A 21,048-nucleotide genomic window follows, 5' to 3' on the forward strand; every position below is an offset into this window, starting at 1 on the left:
CGGAAGAGAATGACGAACGATGCGGCCCCCGGTGACACCGTGGCGGCGAAGACCGGCCGGCTCTACGGGGTCGGGCTGGGACCCGGCGACCCGGAACTGGTCACGGTCAAGGCGGCGCGGCTGATCGGCGCCGCCGACGTGGTGGCCTATCACGCGGCACGGCACGGGCGCAGCAACGCCCGGGCGATCGCCGCCGGCTATCTGCGTGCCGGCCAGATCGAGGAAGCCCTGATCTACCCGGTGACCACGGAGACGACCGATCATCCCGGCGGTTACCAGGGCGCGATCGACGAGTTCTACACCGAGTCCGCGGCCCGGCTGGCCGCGCATCTCGACGCCGGCCGGGACGTGGTGGTGCTGGCCGAGGGCGACCCGTTCTTCTACGGCTCCTACATGCACATGCACAAACGCCTGGCCGGACGGTACGACGCGACGGTCGTCCCCGGCGTCACCTCGGTGAGCGCCGCCTCGGCCGTCCTCGGCAGACCGCTGATGGAACGCGACGAGGTGCTGACCGTGCTGCCCGGCACCCTCGCGCCGAAGGAACTGGCCGCCCGGCTGGCCACCACCGACTCGGCCGCCGTGATGAAACTGGGCCGCACCTTCTCCGGCGTCCGGGACGCTCTGGAGCAGGCCGGACGCCTCGACGACGCGTGGTACGTGGAACGCGCCACCACCGGCCAGGAGCGCTCCGGCCCGCTGCGGGACGTCGACCCCGCCACCGTGCCGTACTTCTCCCTGGCTCTTCTCCCGAGCCCGGCCGCCGCCGCCTTCACCGCCGGTTCCGCCGCCCCGGTCCCCCGCGAGCCCGCGGTGCTCGACATGCCGGACCCCGCTCCGGCCGTCCTGGACGAGGCCGCCGCGGCGACCGGCGGCTCCGGCGGGGTGACCGTCGTCGGGCTCGGCCCCGGCGCCCGGCACTGGCTGACCCCCGAGGCGCAGGAGGCCCTGGCCGAGGCCGACGATCTGGTCGGTTACGGGCCCTATGTGGACCGGGTGCCGCCGAACCCCCGCCAGCGCCGCCACTGTTCGGACAACCGGGTGGAGGCCGAACGCGCCGCGTTCGCGCTGGACCTGGCGAAACAGGGCCGCCGGGTGGCAGTCGTCTCGTCCGGCGACCCGGGCGTCTTCGCGATGGCCGCCGCCGTGCTGGAGGTCGCCGAGGATCCGCAGTGGCGCGACGTGCCGATCCGGATCGTCCCGGGCCTGACCGCGGCGCAGGCCGTGGCGAGCCGCGCCGGCGCCCCGCTCGGCCACGACTTCTGCATCCTGTCCCTGTCGGACCGGCTCAAGCCGTGGTCGGTCATCGAGGCACGGCTGTCCGCCGCGGCCGCCGCCGACCTGGTGATCGCCCTCTACAACCCGGCTTCGAAGACCCGCCGCGAGCAGCTGGTCCGGGCGGTGGAGCTGCTGCGCGCCCACCGCGGGCCGGACACCCCGGTGGTGGTCGGCCGGGACGTCGGCGGCCCCACCGAGACGGTGCGGGTCACGACGCTGGCGGCCCTCGATCCGGCCGGCGTCGACATGCGCTGCCTGCTGATCATCGGCTCGTCGCAGACCCGGTCGGTGACCCGCGGCAACGGCGCGACGGCGGTCTTCACCCCACGGCACTACCCGGCCTGACCGGCCCGGAGCAGTCGGCGGCGGCCACCATCGGCCGCCGCCGCCGGAATGAAGGCGGGTTTCCGGCCCCGCTCCCGCACCGCAACCGCACTACCCCGCATCAGCCCTGATGAGTGGTGCCCACCAGCCGAATGGAGGGGCCAATCCACCTGATGAAAGTGAAGGGCTGAACGATAGTGAGAAGTTCTCGTACCCGCGCGGCGACCCTGGCTTCCTCGCTCCTGCTCGCTGTGGCGGTACCGGCTTCCGCGTCAATGGCGGCGACCACCTCGGAGCCCTCACCCGAGGTTTCGGCGCTCCCGGTCGGCAGCCCGGCCCCCGTCACGGCACGGATCGCGTCGACGGCGACGCTGGAGAGCCGGCTCGCCGCGGTGACGTCCGCCCGGACCATCAACTACTACCCGTCGAACGCCGGCTGGTCGGCGATGTGGACGGCCTTCGACGCCGGCCGCATCGAGGAGGACATGGCCAAGGCGGCGGCGCTGGGCGCGGACAACGTGCGGATCATCGTCTTCCCACAGGCCTTCGGCTACCCCACACCCAAGGCCGAGTACGCCGAGCGGCTCCGCAAATTCATCAGCATCGCCGACTCCCAGGGCCTCACCGTCAAGCTGACCCTGTTCGACTGGTGGTCCGGCTACTCCGACGCGGCCGGCAGCGCCGCCTGGGCGCAGACCGTGCTGACGCCGTACGCCGACGACCCCCGCGTCCTGTCCGTGGAGCTGAAGAACGAGTTCGTGTCGACCGACCCGGCCGCCGTAGCATGGGTGAGCGCGCTGATCCCGGCGGTCCGCTCGGCCGTCCCGCAGATGCCGCTGACCCTGTCGGTGGACGGCCAGAGCGGCGCGGCCGGCCTGGCCCGGATCAAGGCGTCCCTGGTGGACACCCCGCTCGACTACTACGACTACCACTTCTACGGCAACTCCGAGCGAGCGCTGGCCGAGATCCGCCGGGCCCAGAGCGCGGTCAGCCCGGACCCGATCGTGATCGGCGAGACCGGGCTGAGCACCGCCACCAGCAGCGAGGGCGAGCAGGCCGCGTTCCTGGCCCGGGTCTACCAGGCGGCGAACGTCGCCGGCGTCCGGTCGGTGGCCCCGTGGACGCTCTACGACTTCGCCGACGGCGCGATCCCGACCAACTCGCAGGTCTCGAAGGTGCCGGCGCAGTACCGGTTCGGCCTCTACCGGGCCGACGGGTCGGCCAAGTTCGCGGCGACCGTGGTCCGGGCCGCCTGGCAGGGCACCCCCATGTCGGAGGAGGTTCTGGACCTCGGCTTCGAGGCCAGCCCCGGCAGCTCGCCGTGGCGGCCGTACCTCGCCGACGAGGGCGTCGCCGTCCGGGCCCGGGACATGGGCCGCACCGGCACCAACTCGGCGCGGTTCACCGGCACCACCCGGACCGCCACCACCCTGCCGTCGGTCCGCACCTCGCCGGTGACGCCGGTCGAGGCCGGGCAGGGCTGGCACGCCGAGGCGTGGGCCCGCGGCCTCGACGTCACGGGCGCCAACGAGATCGCGCTGAGCTGGTTCGACATCAACGACAAGTGGCTGGGGCAGAACACCTCGAAGCGGGTCGTGGCCGGCACCACCGACTGGACCCTGCTGACCGTGGACGCGGTCGCCCCGGCCGGAGCGACCAGCGTCCAGCTTCACCTCAAGTCGGGTGACAACAAGGGCAGTGTCTGGTTCGACGACGTGGCGCTGTCCCCGGTCCCGGCCGACGGCTCCTGAACCACCCCGATCCGCGACAGCAGGCGGGCGTACGCGTCGACCGTGCTGCTCCAGGAAGAAGGATCGGCGTGCCGCCGGCCGGTCAGGCCGGCGGCACGCATGATTCCCTCACGCAACTCGCCGGGGGTGGCCGCCGGCACGAAGACCGTGCCGCTGTACTGCTCGGCCGCCTCGACCAGGCCGCCGACCGCGGTCACCACCACCGGCAGGCCGTGGCTCATCGCGATGTGCAGCGGCCCGCTCGCCGAACTGCGCCGGTACGGCAGGACCACCACGTCGGCGCCGGCGAAGAAGTCGTTCACCTCGGCGTCGGCGACGTAGCGGTTCACGAAGGTGATCCGGTCCCGCACCGGTGAACGGTCGATCAGCTCGGCCGGCAGGCTCCAGCCCTCCCAGGTCTCCCCCACCACCGTCAGATGGTGGTTCGGGCCCAGGTCGGCGAACGCCTCGATCAGATCCTCCACGCCTTTGTACGGCCGGATCGTCCCGAAGAACAGCAGCCGGCACACGTCGTCGCCGGGTTCGCGCACCGGCCGGTCCGGCAGGTGGTGGTCGAACGGTCCGTGCAGGGCCACTTCGGCCGGGAGCGGGCCCAGGTCGTACGCCTCGGCCAGCGCCTCCCGGTCGAACCGCGAGTGCACCACCACCCCGTCGGTGCGGCGCAACAGCGGGCGGATGCACCGGCGCACGTACCGGGCCGCCCACCGGCGCTGTGCCTCGCCGGTGTCCTGCACCTCGTGAAACTCGACGACCACCCGGATCCCGAGCCGCCGGGCGGCGTAGACCAGCACCAGGTAGGAGTGCAGCACCGCGCCGGTCCACCACTGGAGCACCAGCACGTCGGGACGGAACCGGCGCAGGAACGCCACGGCCCGCACCAGGCTCGGGACGGCCCACCAGTCGATCCCGTCGAAGACCCGCACCCCGTCGGCGTACCGCAGATCGGCCAGGGACTGGCCGACCCGCTCCCGCCCGGGGTAGAGCCGCTCCGGCAGCAGCCGGCGCATCAGGATCGCGCCCACCTCGTACCGGTCGCGCAGCGCGTTGCTGAGCCGGCAGGTGTAGTAGCTGATCCCGGACAGGAAGTGCCATCCGGAACCGACCACCACTATCCGCGGCAGCCTCTCCTCCCGGAGCTCGGCTTCAGCGGGCGGCGGCGATGCAGGCACGGTAGACCTCCTCGATCTGGGGGACGACGCGGGCCGCGGTGAAGTCGAGGCCACGCTGGTGACCGTTGGCGCGCAGACTCGCGGCCAGGTCATGGTCGGTGAGCACGCGCAGCAGCGCGGCATGCAGGGAGCCGGCGTCGCCGGGCGGCACGAGCAGGCCGTTCACACCGTCGTCGCGCACCACGTCGAGCAGGCCGCCGGAGGCGGAGGCGATCAGCGGGGTCCCGGCCAGCATCGCCTCCACCGCCACCTGGCCCATTCCCTCCAGCAGGGACGGGACCACCCCGGCCGCGGCGTTCCGCCAGGCCGCCATCACCTGCGGATGCGGCACATCGGTGCGCAGGTGCACGCCCTGAGGAATCGGCGGCGTGTCGTCGCGGGTGGTGCCGAGACAGACCAGCTCGGGCGGCGCGTCCGGCCCGGACCAGCTCGCGCGCAGCTTCTCGTAGGCGTCGAAGAGCACGTCGATGCCCTTGTGCGGGCCGAGCTGGCCGACGAACAGCAGATAGGGCCGGTCCGGCAGCCACGGCGGCCGTGGCGTCGTGCGGGCCAGCTCGTCGAGACCGTCCGGCACCAGGCTGGAGATCACCTGCACCGGCAGCTCACCCGGCAGGCGGGCCAGGCTCAGCGCGGACGCCACCGACGAGGAGATCGCGGTCAGGCAGTCGATCCCCTGGTGCCGGTGCGCCCGCAGACCCAGCGTGAGCAGGACGGACTTGGGGCGGCCGTACTGGCCGGCCGCGCACGGGACGCAGCGTCCCAGGCTCGGCCCGTCACACCTGCCACCGTCCCGGGAGAACGTCTTGCGCACACAGGTCAGCCCGAAGTCGTGGGCGGTGTGCACGTGCGGCAATCCGAGAGGGCTCGAGTGCAGTGGCAGATAGCTGTACATCAGCCAGTCGTGGCTGTGCACCAGGTCGAAGTCGTTCTCCCGGAGCACCCGCGCGATCGCGGCGGTGGTCAGCGGGTCCGCCGTGGTCGGATGGAACGGCTTGCGCGGATCCCGGTTCAGCCCCGGCGCCAGGGTGTTCGTGACGCTGCGGACGCGGATCACCCGTACCCCGTTGATCACCTCGTGGTGTGGCACGGCCGGCGTCGCCAGGGTGAGCACGGTGATCTCGTGCCCGCGCCGGACCATCTCCTCACCGCTGGTGGCGATGCTGCGCTCCAGGCCGCCGATCACCGGGGCGTAGAGATTGGACAGATGCAGGATCTTCATCGGTTACTCCCGGTGGGTTCCTCGCCGCCGGCCCGCCGGCGCTTCCCCACCCCGTGGGGTACGGCCACCGCTCGCCCCTGGCCGGCGTCCGGCGTTGTGTCCGGGTCGCTGACACCGCGCTGCCCGCCGGCCGGGGTCGGGGGGTGGCGGCGGGTCAGGGTGAGCAGTGCCACCAGGAGGGCGGCGGCGGTCTGGCCGGTCAGCCAGGCGACCCCGGCGCCGGTGACTCCGTAGCCGGGCAGCAGCAGCCAGGCCAGGACCATGCAGGTGACGGCGCGGACCAGGTTGAGCCGGCGGCAGAGCCGGAACTCGCCGCGCGCCCGCCAGTGCGCGACCGCCAGGTTCGCGACCGCGTCGGGGATCGCGGCCAGCACCAGGATCTGGAGCAGCAGGGCGCCTTCGACGGCGTACCCGGCGCTGAACAGGGCGAGGATGCGGTCTCCGGCGACCAGCAGCACGGCGGCCGGGACACCGACGACGGCCAGGACCACGACCGCGGCCCGGGAGACGGCGACCGGGGCGGCGTTGGCGCGTTCCGCGTAGAGCGCCGAGGCCACCGCCGGGGAGACCATGAACAGCATCGACGCGGTCATCCATGCCAGGTAGAAGTGGGCGTTCGCGTCAGCGCCCAGAACGGCGGTGACCAGCACCGGCAGGAGCGCGGCCGGCCCCGCCTGGGTCAGGTTGATCAGGTGGTGCCCGGTGAGGGCGGCCCGCACGTGCGGGAACTCGGTGCGCAGTCCGTGCAGCGTGGGCCGGGCCCCGGGGCGCAGGCGCCGCGGACCGATGCCGGCCGTGACGACGCTGACCAGCAGGGTCGGCAGGATGTACGAGATCAGAACGGCCCCGGCGCCGTGGAAGCCGGCGGCCAGGATCGCGATCAGCGTGAAGGTCTTGCCGGCGGCCACCGTCAGGTTGCGCACCAGCATGCCGTGGCCGGAGCGGTGCGCGACGTAGAGGTTGTCGAGCAGCGTGGTGAGGGTGACCGCGACCGCGCCGGCGGCCAGTGCGGCGGCGCCACCCGGACCGGACAGGAAGGCGAAGTTGCCGGACAACGCCGGGACGATCAGCACGACGACGGTCGCCGAGGCCGCGGTGGCCACCGAGCCGAGGACCAGGCCGCAACTGACGATCCGGGACCAGGTGGCGGTGTCGCTGCCCGGCAGCCGCTGGATGAACATGTGTCCCAGGCCCAGGTTGGCGATCATGCTGACCGCGGTGGCGGCGGAGATGACGGCGGTCGCGGTCCCGATCCGGTTCGGTGGGACGGACCGCGCCGCCAGCATCCAGTAGAGGTAGCCGAGCCCGCCGTTGCTCACCGTGGTCGCCATGATCAGCAGGCTGTTGCGGGCCAGGGAGTCCCTGGACAGCCGGCGGACAGCGGTGATCAGCACGCGGTCTGCTTCCCCGCCGGCGCCGACGTCCCGGTCCCGCCGCCTCGGAGGTCGGCTCCTTCGCCGGGCAGGCCACGGGCGTAGAAGCCGGTGCTGGTGGAGCCGACACTGATGTCGATGGCGCGCAGGCAGCCGTCCGCGGGCAGCGCCGGGACATAGACCGTCAGCGAACGGACCGAGTCCGCGGCGACCGTCATCCGGCGGCTCGCCACCACCTGGCCGCCGACTCGCAGCCGCAGCAGGCCGGTGCTCTCACCGAGCCCGGCGCTGGTCACCCGCACCGGAACGACGAGGCCCCGGGGCGGGACGGTGACCGGGCTGTCGATGCCGGCCGCCCAGTCGTTGAGCGCGACGCTCAGATAGCCCGGCTCGGCGGGATGCGGCGCGGTCAGGTAGCCGCGGACGGCCCCGGCGCCGACGCCGACGGCCAGGACCACCGGGATCGCCACGGCCGCGGTCGTTCGGGCGTACCCCCGCTGGGGATGGGGACGGAGGTCCCCGGCCGGGGAGGGCGGATCGCCGGAATCCGTGGCCGGATCTTCGGCGGGAAGCGCGGACGAGCCGGGAGCCGTGGAGGACCCGGCGTCCGGGAAGGTCTCGGACGCCGTGCCCGATCCGGCGGCCGGGGAAGAGCCGGAGGCCGCGGCAGGCCCGGCGGCGTGCCGGCGCTGGGCGGGGAGGCCGAGCGAGCAGGCCGTACGGCGGCCGGCGAGGCGCTCCCGGAGGAGGGCGCCGGCCCCGAGCACGGTGACCACCGCGGCGCAGCCGATGACCAGCGGACCCGGCCGCACCGGCCGGTCCGCCGCGTGCAGCAGCAGCGCGACCAGCGGCAGTGTCATCAGGCCGGCCGCGGCGGCGAGGCCGGCGCGAATCGCCGGGACGCCCGTCTCGGTGGGGACGCCCGGCAGGGCGCGGATCCAGAGGCCGCCGGTGGCAAGCAGGGCGGCGAGGCAGAGCGGCACGGCGAGCCAGGGGCGGCCGGCGGCGGGGAGGATGCCGGCGAGGCCGGCGTAGGCGATGAGCAACAGCCGGCAGGTCATCGGGCTCCCAGGCGGATGCGCTGGCCGAGGCGGTCGAAGTCGAAGCGGTAGATCGCGATGTGCGGTCCGTCGTAGACCTTGATCAGCCAGGGCAGGGTGTCGAACTTGGTCAGCTGTGACGGGGTGAAACCGGGTCTCCCGTTGTGCGGGATCGGCTCGTTCGTCTCGAAGTAGATCCTGATCTCGGGGACCTGCTCGGCCATCCGGCGGTCCACCACCAGATACTCGAACCGCCAGCTGCGCAGTTGCTCGATCAGCGCCGGTGCCACCGGCCGGCCGGGCTGGGCGAGGTACAGGTCGTAGGTGGGGAAGCTCTCCGAACCGGTGGTCGGCTCCTGCTCGCCGTAGGACCCGAAGATCAGGCCGGAGTACCGGTCGGCGACGAGCCGGGCGCCGCGGCCCTGTGTCTCCCGCAGCCAGGCGGCCGCGGCGAGGAGTTCGGGGGTGGCGGCCCGGGTGTCCGCGCCGAAGACCGGGGGGCCCGGGAACCGGTAGGACGGGTTCATGCCGGCCGCCGTGTTACCGACCATGACCAGCGCACACATGGCCAGAAGCAGGACACCGGAACCGCTGATCCGGTGACGCGCGCGGTCCAACAGTGCGATGATCAAGGGGGCGGTCACCACGGCGATGCCGAGATAGCTGAACGCCCAGGAGCGGCGTGCGCCCTCCGCCCCGGAGGGCGTGAGGATCAGCAGTGTGGCCGGAAAATAGAGAGCGCCGAGCAGCAGCATCGCGGCCGAGCCCGCCTTGGTGATCGGATCGCACGCGCGTCTGCGACGCCACCAGAGCACTGCGGCTCCGACCGTGGCGAGCAGGGCGACCGGTGGGGCGGCGAAGGCGGCGTACTGCTCCCACAGCGGCGCGACCGACTGGCTGAACAGGGTGCGCCCGCCCGAGCCGCCGCCGGCGGCGAGGCCGCTGAACTGGCCGAGGGCCCGGCCCAGGTAAGGCTCCAGATAGCTGCCGGTGCGCGGCGACACCGCGGCCATCCACGTGGTCACGGTCAGCCCGGCCATCAGGGTCAGAGCCCATGCGGTACGGCCGGCCCGCAGCCGGAAGACCGTGCAGGCGACCGCGATCAGGCCGAGCATGCCGGTCAGCCAGATCGCGGTCAGGTGATGGGTGGCGGTGATCGCCACGATGAGCACCAGGGTCAGCGCCGCCCAGCCGGCCCCGGCGGTCAGTGCGGTGGCCCGGATGGCGCGCAGCGCGCAGACCAGCGCCCACACCAGCACACCGATCGCCAGGGACTCGTATCCGAACTGGGTGTCGAAGTAGAGGAACGAGCTGTTCAAGCTGTAGACGATGGCGGCCGCGGCGGCGATCCGCGGGTCCGGCCAGAGTTGACCGGCGAGCACGGCGACGCCGAGAGCCAGCAGCACGTGCGCCAGGATCAGCACGAACAGGGCGGCGTGCCAGACGGTGAGGCCGGTGAGCGTGGCCAGTGAGGCGACGCAGGCGTGCAGGCCGGGGTAGTCGCCGATCACCCGGATGATCGAGTTCTGCTGGAAGAGCACGCCGTCGAGCAGGATGTCCCGGCTCTGACCCCAGTGCGCGTACTCATCGTGGTAGAGCGGGCCGGTCGGGTTGCGCAGCAGTTTCGGCAGATAGGTGAAGCAGGCGTAGCCGATCAGGACGGCGAGGCGCAGGCGGGCGCCGGTGCCGCGGCGCACCGCCCACCAGGCGGCGGGCAGGGTGAAGACCAGCATGCCCGCCCAGAACCAGGAGAACGCGCCCTCCTGCCCCCACTCGGCCCGCCGATATGCGGTGACCAGGGCCCCGGCCCCGATCGCGCCGGTGATCGTCAAGGTGAGCCCGGCGGCGACCGGCCCGGCCCAGGCTCGCGGCACCGGCCCGGAATCCCGGTCGCCCCGCCGGCCGACCGTGTGATTGGCCGTGGCGGCACTCATCGGCTGACGGCCCCCACGGGCGCCGGGCGGCGCGACACCGCGGCGTAGACGTTCCGGGTCGCGCTCACCACGTCCGACCAGGTCGGCAGCAGGGCGGGACGGGTCCGCCCGATGGCGGCGGCGTCCTTGAGGGCGGCGGCCAGTGCGTTCTCGTCGTCCGGGTCGGCGAAGCGCAGCCAGGCGCTGTCCCCGGCCAGGCCGGCCACCTCGCGGTGGGCCGGGATCGGGGTGGCCACGGTGGGCAGCCCGGCGGCCAGGGCGTCGGCCACGGCCATGCCGAAGGCCTCGTGCGCGGAGGCGGAGACGGCGGCCGAGGCCTGCGCGAGGCAGGAGTCGAAGGCGGCCTCGTCGAGGCGCCCGTGGAAGACCACCCGGCCGGCCAACCCGAGACCGGCGGCGAGCTGGCGCAGGCGGTCCCCGGCGGGGCCGGTGCCGACCACGTCGAGGCGGTGCTCCGGCCCGAGGCGGGTCATCGCCCGGATCACCCGGTCGACTCGTTTGTACTGCTCCAGCCGTCCGACGCAGAGGATCCGGCGGGTGCGGGGCAAGGCCGGGCCGCGGGCCGGGCGCGGGTCGGTGCCGTTCGGGATGACCACGGCCCGGGTGCCGACCTCGGGGAAGTCCCGCATCACCAGGTCACGCTCGGCCGAGGTGACGCAGATGACGGCGGAGGCGCGGTTCATGATGGTGCGCCCGAGCGGCCGGTAGAGCGGGTGCAGCGCCGCCCGGAACCGGGTGTGCCCGGTACCGTGATAGTGCGGCGTGAACACCAGCGGGGCGCGGTTGCCCAGGGCGGCGCAGAGCGCGGCGAGAGCGTGATAGCTGTGCGCGTGCACGACGTCGTACTCGCCGGCGTGGGCGCGCAGCCAGCGCCAGAGCGGGACCGACAGCCGGTAGTTGCCGGCCGGGACGGTGAGCGGGAAACGGCGTACGAGCACGCCGTCGACGGTCTCCACCGACCGGACGGCGTGCTGGGTGATCACCTCGACGTCGTCGCCGGCCGCGGTCAGGCCGGCGCACAGTCGCTTCACGTGGGTCTCCACCCCGCCGATGTCGGGATGGTAGGCGTTCGAGACGACCGCGATCCTCATCGGGCGGCACGCTCCGCGACCCGGGCCGCGGTCCGCGCGCGGCGCGGTCTCCACTCGCGGGCGATGGTACGCAGCACGCGCATCCCGTCGGTGAGGGCGTTGAGGTTGCTGACCCCGTGGATCCGGTTGTGCTCGAAGCTGGCGACCTCGGTGATCTTCAGTTCGGCACGGGCGGCACGGAGGTTGAGCAGGGTCTCGATCTCGAACCCGTCTCCCCACAGGCGACCGTCGGTGTTGTTCGGCGCGGGAGAGGTGTGGTCGAGGTCGAAGACGTCGAGGCAGTGCGACCAGAACGCGTTGTAGCCGTAGCAGAGGTCGCTGTAGCGCGTCCCGAACATGACGTTGACCAGCACACTCAGGCACTTGTTGCCGGCCCGCCGGAGCCGGGTGATGTCGGCGCTGCCGCCGGACGGCCGGAACCGGGAGCCCTTGGCGAAGTCGGCGCCGGCACGCAGCGCCTCGACGAAGCGCGGGATCTCCATCGGGTCGGTCGACCCGTCAGCGTCGATCATGACGATGATGTCGCCGGTCGCCTCGGCGAACCCACAGGCCAGGGCGTTGCCCTTGCCCTTGCGGTTCTGCCGGACGACGCGGATGTCGGGCCGCAGCCGGCGGGCCACCGCCACGGTGTCGTCCGTGGATCCGCCGTCCACCAGGACGATCTCGTCGACCTGAGGAAGCCGGGCGAAGACGTGCGGCAGGTTCTGGGCCTCGTTCAGCGCCGGAACGATGATGCTGATCCGGGGCTCGGGCTCGCTGTCACCGTTGTCGACGGCGTCCGCGATATCCGGGAGGTCCGGGATGTTGATGACGGCTTCGGTCTCGTCGGGGAGCACACGGTCGACCGTGGGCATAACTGTCTCCGATCGGGCAGGGTGGAGTCGGCCCGGGCCGGGCCGGAGCATGGGTAAGAGGTCGGGAGTGTGGGTCGCTCAGGCCTGCGGCGCCCCGAGTGACCACGAGTAGACGTCCTGGCGCGCGGACAGGTCGCCGGTGGCGCCGGTGAACCCGATCCAGGCCTGGTCCACACCGGCACGGTCGGCCAGTTCGACCTGGTGGTCGATGACCAGCTGCTCGGCCTCGCCGGTGACGGGACGGACGTACACCCGCAGTCGCGTGCCGGCCGCGTCGTAGTGGACCCGGGCATGGAACGGCTTGCCCTTGAGCGGGACCGAGGTCTTCCGGGACGAGGCGGGCCAGTCCGGGTTGCCGCCGAGCACGACCGCCAGGTGGTTGTCGTCGGGGTCCTTGGGGTTCTGGAAGGTGTCGAACTCGACGGCCACGCTGTCGTGGATGCCGCGGTAACCCATGCCGCCACCCCAGCCGCCGAGAGCCCGCGGGCCCTCGCCCTGCACCACGAACGCGATGCCGTCGGCGCCGGCCTTGCCGTTGCGGATGTGCGCCGTGAACCTGGTCTCGAACGAGTGGTTGAGGTCCACCGGCAGGGTGCTCCACGCGGATCCGACCTGCTTGTATCCGCCGTCGGTCAGCCGGATGACGCGCTCGTCGTCACCGGCCCGCCACATCACCGAGGCGGTTCCGTTCAGGGCCAGCGGGGGCCGCCACGACGGTTCAGCGCCGGCCGCTACAGCCCCTCCCGAGTTCACCGCGGCCACTATCGAGAGCAGGGCGGAGGTCCAGAGACCGCCTCGCACGGCCGTGGACGAACGAGAAAAGCGCACGACATACTCCACTTCAAACGGATTTGCCCGACTTAGACCTGGCCTAAGCTAGGGCAGTCCGTGGAGCCGCGTGAGCGAGTCCCGTTATTTACCCCCGACGGTTTCGTTTCCGGGGTGATCCGGGCCCATCGGTGCCAGGCCCGCAGGCGCACTGGACGAGGATGGCCCGGCTGAGGAATCGGTGCGGGACCACGCCAGACGGGGATCACGCGGCGCCGGTCCTGAAGACTCGATGGTATCCAGGACGGCCTCGCGCCGAGGGCGAATCCCGAATTCACCGTCGGCGGACCCGCTCAGCGCTGGAGCCGCTCGCGGAACGGGTCGAACAGCGGCTCCGCCGCCACAGTGGCGAGGAGCAGCCGGTCGAAGTATCCGATCTCCACCTGGGTGCCGGGCGACGCCAGGCCCGACGGCAGCCACGCGTACGCGATCGGGGCGCCCACCGTCCACCCGTACGCCGCGCCGGTCACGTGCCCGACCGTGAACCCGCCGGCGTAGACCGGTTCCCCGCCGAGCGGCACGTCCCCGGTGTCCGCCAGGACCAGGCAGGTGAGCCGCCGGTCCACCGGCGTTTCCCCGGGCGGCAGCAAGCCGGCCTGGTACGGGTCGTCCTCGGTCGTCATGTCCCGGCCCCAGACGCGGCGCCCCTTCTCCAGGCGCAGACTCTCGTACGCCAGCCGTCCGGCCGCGATCAGCCCGTGCTCCCGGCCCGCCTCCCAGAGGGTGTCCCAGAGGCGTAGCCCGTACCCCGCTTCGGTGTAGATCTCCCAGCCCGGTTCGCCGACGCCGGAGAGCCGCAACATGGTGACCGGGACCATGCCCAGATGGCTCGCCGGCAGGTCACCACCGGTGAGCGGGGCGAGCAGCTCCGGGGCGGCCGGCCCCCAGAGCCCGACCCCGCAGGTACCGCCGGTGATGTCACGCACCGCGACTCCCGGTGGGGCGTGCCGGGACAGCCAGTCCACGTCGAGCGGGCCGTTCGCGCCGACGAGGAACCGGTCCGCGGCGAGCCGAGCCACTGTGACGTCGCCACGGATGCCGCCCGCCGCATCGAGCAGGACGGTGTGCGCCGCCGCACCGACCGGGCGGTCGACGTCTCCGGCGGCCAGACCGTCCAGGAAGGAGAGCGGGCCGGTCACCTCGATCCTGGTCAGCGGAGTGAGATCGAAGAGGGCGGCCTTGCGGCGGGTCAGGCGGGCCTCCGTCTCGGCGATCGGCGACCAGTGCCGGGCCGACCACTCGTCGCGCGGGCGGGGTGCGTCCGGGGGCGGGTTGCTCGCGTACCAGAGAGGGTGCTCCCAGCCGGCGGTCTCGCCGAAGACCGCGCCCAGCTCGGCCTGGCGGGGGTGGAAGGGGCTGAGCCGGAGGTTGCGCACCGGCGGCGGGTCGGCCGGGTGGACGACGCCGCAGCTCTCGACGAAGGTGCGGATCGCCCGTTTCCGCACATAGCCGGGGGCGAGCTGGGCCGCGGCGAACCGGTTGAGGTCGCACTCGTGCAGGTCGATCGCGGGCCGGCCGTCGACCATCCACTCGGCGACGGCCTTCGCCGCACCGGCCGCGTGGGTCATCCGCACCGCTTCCGCCATCCAGAGGCCGCGCACCGCCGACGACTCGCCGAGCAGCGGGAAGCCGTCGGCGGTGACCGCGAGGACACCGTTGAACGCGTCCTCCAGGGTGCTGCCGCGCAGCGACGGGATCAGCTCGATGGCCGCCACCCAGGACTGTTTGAAGGTGTCCGGAGTGAACGGCAGCTTCGCCGGGTGCGCGTCGCCGGGCAGATCGGCCAGGTTCACCGGCATCGGATCGTGCCGGTAGGAGCCGATGCCGAGGCGGTCGCCATGAGCACGGAAGTAGAGGTCACCGTCCGGGTGGCAGAGGATCGGCAGATCGTCGGCGGCGCCGGCCGGAGTCGTCCGGACGTACTGGTGGGCCATCGGCAGCAGCGGCACCGCGATCCCGGCCATCTGGCCGATCTCCGGCCCCCAGAAGCCGGCGCAACTCGCCACCATGTCCGCCGGGAAGTCCTCGTCGCCGGCGCGGACGCCGGTCACCCGCCCCGCGGCCGACGAGATCGCGGAGACCCGCATGTCGCCGAGAAACCGGGCGCCACGCGACGTCGCCCGCGCGGCCTGCGCCTGCGCCGCGCGAACGCCGGAGACGACGCCATCGGAGGGTACGTAAAGCCCGCCGACAATTAATGATTTGTCCAATAATGGGTACCGCGCGGCGCAGGCCGCCGGATCCACGACGGATGACGGCACCCCCCACGACTGCGCGAACCCGAACCGCCGGTGCAGTTCGGCGAGCCGGGCCGGCGTGGTCGCCACCTCCAGACTGCCCACTCGCGAGAGGCAACCCAGCTCGGCGAACTTGTCGGCGGTGTAGCGGGCGAGCCGGGCCATGGTCCGGGACGGGGCGATCTGACAGATCAGTCCCGGCGTGTGCGAACTGGAGCCCCCGGTTTCGAAGAGCGGCCCCTGCTCCAGCACGGTGACGTCGCTCCACCCACGGCCGGTGAGTTCGTCGGCGAGCGCGCAGCCGACGACGCCCGCGCCGATGATGACGACCCTGGGTCCGGGCATCTGAAGGGCGCCTTCCGTGGAGCCGGTCACTGTGGAACACAGGATCTTCAGCCCGGCGGCGGCGGTCAATGCCGCCCGGCTTCTTTTACTCCAGTGCACCAAGCCCGGCATACTGCCCCGGTGGATCACCCGTTCCTGGACGCGCCGCGCCCGCTCGCCTTCGCACACCGCGGCGGCGCCGCCGAGGGTGACGAGAACACCGCCGCCGCGTTCGAGCGGGCGGTCGCCATGGGCTACCGGTTCGTCGAGACCGACGTGCACGCCACCGCCGACGGGGTGGCCGTCGTCATCCACGACGAGAACCTCGATCGGGTCGCCGGACACCGCGCCCGAGTCGCCGACCTGACCTGGGCGGACCTTTCAGCCGTACGGGTCGGCGGCGCGGCCGCCGTACCCCGCCTCGACGAGGTGCTGGACGCCTGGCCGGAGATCCGTTTCAACGTCGACGTCAAGTCCGACGCGGTCGTCGAACCCGCGGTCGCCGCGGTGCGTGCCGCCGGCGCCGAGAAGAGGGTGCTGCTCGCCTCGTTCAGCGACGCCCGGCTGGCCCGGGTCCGTGCGCTGGCCGGGCCACGGATCGCCACCTCGCTCGGCATGCGGTCCTCGGCCCGGCTGCGGGTGCTTTCGACCATGGGCGTACGGGTTCGGCTGCCGGAGTCGGTGGCCGCCGCCCAGATCCCCGTCCGGCACGGCCCGGTAACCGTGCTCACCCCGCGTTTCCTCGCCTATCTGCACCGGCTCGGAATACAGGTCCATGTGTGGACCGTGGACGATCCCGCGGAAATGAATCGGCTACTCGATATGGGCGTCGACGGCATCATGACCGACCGCATCGAGGTGCTCCGCGACGTCTATGCGGCGCGGGGGCTCTGGCCCCTCTGAGTAACTGCCGGCTCACCGGTGCGTCGGCTACTCTCCCAGCTCAGCGACTTTTCCTCAAAACCGCGTGAACCCGGGACATCATCCGAACGGATGATGCCGAGAGTTCGAGCCGGCTTCCACAAATTTTCTTTAGGTTCACCATAAGAATTGCCCAATCCAGGTTCCGGAATTGCTTTCTGTGAGACGTGCTCCTAACGTCTGGGCGTCGGCGCCGGCTCCGGCGCCAGTGGACCGGAATTTTGGGGAAAAGAAGGTCTCGTCATGCGTAGCTCGGGTCAACGACGCACCCGGCTGTTGGCCGCCGGTGCTGTGATCACCGCGATCGGCGGAGTGATCGGATTCACCCAGTTCGCCTCTGCTGCGGACAGCGACAATCGCACCAAAGCCGGCGAGAGCGGAGCCGGCAAGGTGGTCGGCAACAACCTGACCATCCTCACCGACACCTGCGTAGACAGCGACCTCCCCGCACACGACGGCTTCCAAAAGGGCGACCGGTGCGTGTCCACCGAGTTCGGCGAGGTCGGGGCGGCCGCCAACAACCCCACCCTGCTCATCACCGAGGCGCCCGATGACGTCACCGTCGGCACGCCGTTCACGCTGCAGGTCAGCACCCGCAACCTGATCCGGGACCGGTTCCTCGCGGCCGGACAGGGCGGCTACTACGTGGAGAGCAGCGTCCTTCAGAACGGTCTGGTCCGCGGCCACTTCCACACCGCCTGCCGGATGCTGGCCAGCACCGACGAGGCGCCCGAGTCCGCACCGGTGCCGGCCTTCTTCGTCGCCACCGAGGACCGCCGCGGCGGCGCCGACCCGGACACGGTCACCATCCAGGTCCCGGGACTGCCCCAGCAGGGAACCGCCCAGTGCGCGTCGTGGGCGGGTGACGGCTCGCACCGGATCCCGATGATGGAGCGCGCCAACCAGACGCCGGCCCTCGACTCCGTCCGCATCACCGTCCGCGGCGCCGGCAACGACAACGGTGGTGGCGACAACAACGGCGGCGGTGGCGACAACGGCGGCAACAACAACGGTGGTAACAACGGCGGGGGCGGGAACAACAACGGGGGCGGTGGCAACAACACCAACAACGGTGAGGTCAAGCCCACGACGCCCCCCGCGCCCACCACCCCCGTGACGACTGCTCCGACCGCTCCGGCTGCTACGACCGCTCCGACCGGCAAGCCCGCCGCGACGACGCCCGCCGCGCCGAAGCCGAACGCCACAACGGTGACCGCGACCCCGCGCACCAACGCCACCACCACGAAGACGGACAAGGGCGACGAGTCGGCCACCAAGTCCGGCAACAACGGCGGGTCGAACACCGAGACCAACGAGCCGACCACCCCGAAGACGACGAGCCCGACCACCGCGCCCGCCTCCGGAAACGAGGCCGGCACCGGAAACGAGGCGGAGACGGACTCCGGGGCCACCACCAACGCCACCCCGAAGACCACGATCACCAAGAAGTCGGCCGGATCCGAGTTCGACGACCCGGAACCCCAGCCCACCGACACCGACGGGCCCGCCCTCGCCAACAACCCCGGCAACGGCACCCCCGACGAGCCGAAGAGCCCGACCGACACGCTGGCCGAGCCGCCCGCCAACCAGGAGGGCCCGCTCAACCTGGTCAGCAGCAACCTGGCCTGGATCGGCGGCGGCGCTGTCATGGTCCTGATAGGACTCCTGATCGCGGCCTTCCTCCGGGCCCGTCCCCGCAACAACTGGCGCTGACGCAAGCCACGCTGGCTCTCGCCACGCTGGCACTCGCCGGTAGCAACAGCTGGCGCTGACCCCTCGCCAGTGGCACGGCACCACTGAAGGCGGGCAGGACCTCCCCAGGTCCTGCCCGCCTTCGGCGTCCCACCCCAACACCCGGCCGTACCCCAGCCACCCCATCCACTCGCCCCACCACGACTGCGCTACGGCCGGCCCGCTCACCTCCCCCCCAGCCGTAGCCCACGCAGCCTGGGGGGCGGGCACGGCGTGCTGGGGAAGTGCCCACCCACGGGGCGCACGGCGGCCGCCTTGGCCGGTCTGGTCCCGCGTGCTGTCTCAAGCGGTTCGAGGCGGCACTTATGACCGGCCCGCAGGGTTCTTCCTGGTTAGCGGTCGCTGCTCCGCTCGGTGAGCGGGGGTGGGGCGGCCCGTGGGGGACGAATACTGGGTGTGTCCGGCGTTCGGGTGGTGGAGTTCGCCGAAGGGTGAGAAATTTGCAAGAAAGCAGAGGCGAACCGGTAGATCGCCGAGAATAAGGGTAGCCTTACCTGCCGAGATCGTCCCACCGGCAGTGAGGTGAAGTCATGGCGAACAGACCCGCGCGACCGGCCCACGAGGGTGTGATCACCCGGGTGGAGAAGCTGACCCCGCACATGGTGCGCGTGGTGGTCGGTGGTGCCGCTCTGACACGGATCGAGGCCGGGCAGTTCACCGACCACTACATCAAGGTGCTTTTCCCCCAGGCCGGTGTCGACTATCCCGAGCCCTTCGACATGGGTGTGATCCGCGAGACGATGCCGCGGGAGACGTGGCCGTGTGTGCGCACCTACACGGTTCGGAAGTGGCTGCCCGAGATCGGCGAGATGTGGGTCGACTTCGTGGTCCACGGCGACGAGGGCATCGCGGGCCCGTGGGCGGCGAACGCCAAGCCGGGTGACCCGTTCCGTTTCCAGGGTCCGGGTGGCGGCTATGCGCCGGACGCCGGGGCCGACTGGCACCTGCTCGCCGGCGACGAGAGCGCGATTCCGGCGATCGGGGCGGCGCTGGAGCGCATGCCCGACGGCGCGCGGGTGGTGGCGCTGATCGAGGTCGCCGGTCCCGGCGATGAGCAGAAGTTCGACATTCCCGGCGATCTTGGGGTCACCTGGCTGCACCGCGGTGCACGACCAGTCGGCGAGCTGCTCGTCGACGCGGTTCGTGGGCTGGACTTCCCGGCCGGCCGGGTGCAGGCGTTCGTGCACGGCGAGGCGACGTTCGTTCGTGACCTGCGCGGGCACCTGCGGCTCGATCGCGGCTTGAGCATGGATCAGCTCTCCATCTCGGGTTACTGGCGCCGCGGGCTGAACGAGGACGGCTGGCAGTCCAGCAAGCGCGAGTGGAACGAGCGGATCGAGCGCGAGCAGGAGTCGGCGACCGCGGCAGCGTAAAGCGGCCCCGTGGAGCGGCCGAGTAAGGCGACCCCCGGCGCGGACCCGAACAGCGGCGTGGCAGCGCGGATTTATGGAGCGGCAAAGCAACGTGGACCTGTAGAGCCACCGCGCAAACCCGACCAGGCGCAACGCCACGTAGAGCGAGCAAAACGGCCCGCGCAAGACGAGCCCGCATGGCCGTTCATGGCGGCCGCGTAAAGCGTGCGCGAGGCGATAGCGCAGGCCCGGCGGCCGACAAGGCGAAGACGGGAACGAGCGTGACCGCGCCCGTGTAAGGAGTGTGACCGCCAGCACCCCCTACCATGAGTGTCGTGGTGATCAAGGAAAGTGCTCGCACCAGCGGGTTGTTCGCACTGACGGCCCTCCTGCTGGCCGCGGTCAACCTGCGTCTAGCGGTCACGAGCATCGGCCCGGTACTCACCGAGATCCGCACCGGGCTGGGCATGAGCGCGACGGTCGCGGGGCTGCTCACGTCCGTACCCGTGCTGTGTTTCGCCTCGATCGGTCTGGCGGCGCCCCGCCTCGCCGCGCGTTTCGGGCCGGCGCGGGTGATCCTCGGCGGTCTGCTGCTGCTCACCGCGGGTCTCTCGGTGCGGCCGTTCGCGGGCGGGCCTGCTCTGTTCCTGCTGCTCAGTGCGGTGGCGCTGGCCGGGATCGCAGTGGTCAACGTGCTGTTGCCGTCGATCGTGAAGGACCGTTTCCCGGACAGCGTGGGCACGGTCACCGGTCTCTACTCGGTGGCGCTCAACATCGGCGCCACCACGGCCGCTGCCGCGACCGTGCCGATCACCGGCGCCTTCGGCGGCGACTGGCGCCTCGGCCTGGCCTGCTGGTCCCTCGCCGCCGTGGTCGCCCTGCCCCCGTGGTTGCTGTTGGCGCGCGAGCGCGGCGCCGCCGGTGGTTCCGCTTCCGGCGCCGATCCGGTACGGGTGAGCCGGCACCCGGTCGCCTGGGCTCTCGCCGTGTACTTCGGCATGCAGTCCACCTCCGCCTACGTGATCATCGGGTGGCTGCCGGAGATCTACCGGGACGCCGGGGTGTCGCCGGCCATGGCCGGGCTGCTGTTCGCGGTCACGTCCCTGCTGGGGGTGCCGCTGTCGTTCCTGCTGTCGTCGTACGCGGGCCGGCTCCGCTCGCAGAGTGGCATCGCCGTGGTGCTCGGTGTGTTCGGCATCGCCGGCTGGGCCGGCCTGTGGGCGTCCCCCGCCGCGGCGCCGTGGCTGTGGGCGGTCCTCCTCGGCGTGGTGAACGCGGCGTTCCCGCTGGCTCTCACGATGATCGCGCTGCGCGGCCGGAACCCGGGCACGGTCGTCCGGTTGTCCGCTTTCGCCCAGAGCGTCGGCTATCTCTTCGCGATTCCGGGGCCGATTCTGGTCGGCGCCCTGCACGACTGGTCCGGTGGGTGGCGGGTGCCGCTGGGTTTCATGGTCGCCCTGATGATCCCGCAGATCGCCGCGGGTTTCGCGGCCGGCCGCAACCGCCAGATCTGACCCGCGATCGCCGGCGGGGACCGACCAGAGGAGCGGCCTGTCGCGGGTCGGGGCACCCACGACACCGACCAGGAACCGGGATCGGAA

The 21,048-nt window shown here is 72.0% G+C and carries 15 protein-coding genes; 6 read left to right on the forward strand and 9 right to left on the reverse strand.

Annotation, left to right across the window (positions count from 1 at the left end):
* Nucleotides 1–9: 9 nt before the first annotated feature.
* Both QLQ12_RS22235 and QLQ12_RS22240 read left to right on the forward strand, forming a co-directional pair.
* Nucleotides 10–1,623 (forward strand): precorrin-2 C(20)-methyltransferase, encoded by a 1,614-nt coding sequence (locus QLQ12_RS22235; protein WP_282762209.1) that lies wholly within the window; start codon nt 10–12, stop codon nt 1,621–1,623.
* Nucleotides 1,624–1,877: 254 nt separating this feature from the next.
* Nucleotides 1,878–3,353: a cellulase family glycosylhydrolase gene (locus QLQ12_RS22240; protein ID WP_282762210.1), complete on the forward strand. Its 1,476-nt coding sequence runs from the start codon at nt 1,878–1,880 to the stop codon at nt 3,351–3,353.
* Here the strand turns inward: QLQ12_RS22240 and QLQ12_RS22245 are convergent.
* The 9 genes from QLQ12_RS22245 to QLQ12_RS22285 form a co-directional block, all read right to left on the reverse strand.
* On the reverse strand, nt 3,272–4,522 hold the full coding sequence (locus QLQ12_RS22245) for a glycosyltransferase (protein WP_282762211.1): 1,251 nt from the start codon (nt 4,520–4,522) through the stop codon (nt 3,272–3,274). The genes QLQ12_RS22240 and QLQ12_RS22245 overlap by 82 nt on opposite strands.
* The gene (locus QLQ12_RS22250) at nt 4,497–5,741 is read right to left on the reverse strand and encodes a glycosyltransferase family 4 protein (RefSeq protein WP_282762212.1); all 1,245 of its coding nucleotides are present in this window, start codon (nt 5,739–5,741) and stop codon (nt 4,497–4,499) included. Before QLQ12_RS22250 ends, QLQ12_RS22245 begins: the two co-directional genes overlap by 26 nt.
* Nucleotides 5,738–7,135: a lipopolysaccharide biosynthesis protein gene (locus QLQ12_RS22255; protein WP_282762214.1), complete on the reverse strand. Its 1,398-nt coding sequence runs from the start codon at nt 7,133–7,135 to the stop codon at nt 5,738–5,740. The genes QLQ12_RS22250 and QLQ12_RS22255 overlap by 4 nt, the downstream gene beginning before the upstream one ends.
* Nucleotides 7,129–8,175 carry a hypothetical protein gene (locus tag QLQ12_RS22260; RefSeq protein ID WP_282762215.1) on the reverse strand — a complete coding sequence of 349 codons (1,047 nt, stop codon included), beginning with the start codon at nt 8,173–8,175 and terminating at the stop codon, nt 7,129–7,131. The genes QLQ12_RS22255 and QLQ12_RS22260 overlap by 7 nt, the downstream gene beginning before the upstream one ends.
* Nucleotides 8,172–10,088: a hypothetical protein gene (locus tag QLQ12_RS22265; RefSeq protein ID WP_282762216.1), complete on the reverse strand. Its 1,917-nt coding sequence runs from the start codon at nt 10,086–10,088 to the stop codon at nt 8,172–8,174. The genes QLQ12_RS22260 and QLQ12_RS22265 overlap by 4 nt, the downstream gene beginning before the upstream one ends.
* Entirely contained in the window at nt 10,085–11,179 is a 1,095-nt protein-coding gene (locus QLQ12_RS22270; protein WP_282762217.1) for a glycosyltransferase family 4 protein, read from the reverse strand. The genes QLQ12_RS22265 and QLQ12_RS22270 overlap by 4 nt, the downstream gene beginning before the upstream one ends.
* The gene (locus QLQ12_RS22275; protein ID WP_282762218.1) at nt 11,176–12,033 is read right to left on the reverse strand and encodes a glycosyltransferase family 2 protein; all 858 of its coding nucleotides are present in this window, start codon (nt 12,031–12,033) and stop codon (nt 11,176–11,178) included. Before QLQ12_RS22275 ends, QLQ12_RS22270 begins: the two co-directional genes overlap by 4 nt.
* 78 nt (nt 12,034–12,111) lie before the next feature.
* Nucleotides 12,112–12,786, reverse strand: a complete 675-nt coding sequence (locus tag QLQ12_RS22280; protein ID WP_282762219.1) for an L-type lectin-domain containing protein — start codon at nt 12,784–12,786, stop codon at nt 12,112–12,114.
* A 368-nt stretch (nt 12,787–13,154) separates the two neighbouring features.
* On the reverse strand, nt 13,155–15,443 hold the full coding sequence (locus tag QLQ12_RS22285) for a GcvT family protein (protein WP_282762220.1): 2,289 nt from the start codon (nt 15,441–15,443) through the stop codon (nt 13,155–13,157).
* A 120-nt stretch (nt 15,444–15,563) separates the two neighbouring features.
* Between QLQ12_RS22285 and QLQ12_RS22290 the strand changes: the two genes are divergently transcribed.
* The 4 genes from QLQ12_RS22290 to QLQ12_RS22305 all read left to right on the forward strand — a co-directional run bounded on the left by QLQ12_RS22290 (nt 15,564) and on the right by QLQ12_RS22305 (nt 20,961).
* The gene (locus QLQ12_RS22290; RefSeq protein WP_282762221.1) at nt 15,564–16,325 is read left to right on the forward strand and encodes a glycerophosphodiester phosphodiesterase; all 762 of its coding nucleotides are present in this window, start codon (nt 15,564–15,566) and stop codon (nt 16,323–16,325) included.
* A 261-nt stretch (nt 16,326–16,586) separates the two neighbouring features.
* On the forward strand, nt 16,587–18,056 hold the full coding sequence (locus QLQ12_RS47395) for a hypothetical protein (protein WP_456049087.1): 1,470 nt from the start codon (nt 16,587–16,589) through the stop codon (nt 18,054–18,056).
* A 569-nt stretch (nt 18,057–18,625) separates the two neighbouring features.
* The gene (locus QLQ12_RS22300; protein WP_282762223.1) at nt 18,626–19,468 is read left to right on the forward strand and encodes a siderophore-interacting protein; all 843 of its coding nucleotides are present in this window, start codon (nt 18,626–18,628) and stop codon (nt 19,466–19,468) included.
* Between the two features lie 314 nt (nt 19,469–19,782).
* Nucleotides 19,783–20,961 (forward strand): CynX/NimT family MFS transporter, encoded by a 1,179-nt coding sequence (locus QLQ12_RS22305; protein WP_282762224.1) that lies wholly within the window; start codon nt 19,783–19,785, stop codon nt 20,959–20,961.
* Nucleotides 20,962–21,048 lie beyond the last annotated feature (87 nt).

This window comes from Actinoplanes sandaracinus, from assembly GCF_030009775.1.
Taxonomy (GTDB): Bacteria; Actinomycetota; Actinomycetes; order Mycobacteriales; family Micromonosporaceae; genus Actinoplanes; species Actinoplanes sandaracinus.

Coding starts and splice junctions, on each gene's coding strand:
- QLQ12_RS22235 (WP_282762209.1), top strand. CDS start 10: ATGACGAACGATGCGGCCCCCGGTGACACCGTGGCGGCGAAGACCGGC.
- QLQ12_RS22240 (WP_282762210.1), top strand. CDS start 1,878: ATGGCGGCGACCACCTCGGAGCCCTCACCCGAGGTTTCGGCGCTCCCG.
- QLQ12_RS22250 (WP_282762212.1), bottom strand. CDS start 5,741: ATGAAGATCCTGCATCTGTCCAATCTCTACGCCCCGGTGATCGGCGGC.
- QLQ12_RS22260 (WP_282762215.1), bottom strand. CDS start 8,175: ATGACCTGCCGGCTGTTGCTCATCGCCTACGCCGGCCTCGCCGGCATC.
- QLQ12_RS22265 (WP_282762216.1), bottom strand. CDS start 10,088: ATGAGTGCCGCCACGGCCAATCACACGGTCGGCCGGCGGGGCGACCGG.
- QLQ12_RS22270 (WP_282762217.1), bottom strand. CDS start 11,179: ATGAGGATCGCGGTCGTCTCGAACGCCTACCATCCCGACATCGGCGGG.
- QLQ12_RS22275 (WP_282762218.1), bottom strand. CDS start 12,033: ATGCCCACGGTCGACCGTGTGCTCCCCGACGAGACCGAAGCCGTCATC.
- QLQ12_RS22285 (WP_282762220.1), bottom strand. CDS start 15,443: ATGCCCGGACCCAGGGTCGTCATCATCGGCGCGGGCGTCGTCGGCTGC.
- QLQ12_RS47395 (WP_456049087.1), top strand. CDS start 16,587: ATGCGTAGCTCGGGTCAACGACGCACCCGGCTGTTGGCCGCCGGTGCT.
- QLQ12_RS22300 (WP_282762223.1), top strand. CDS start 18,626: ATGGCGAACAGACCCGCGCGACCGGCCCACGAGGGTGTGATCACCCGG.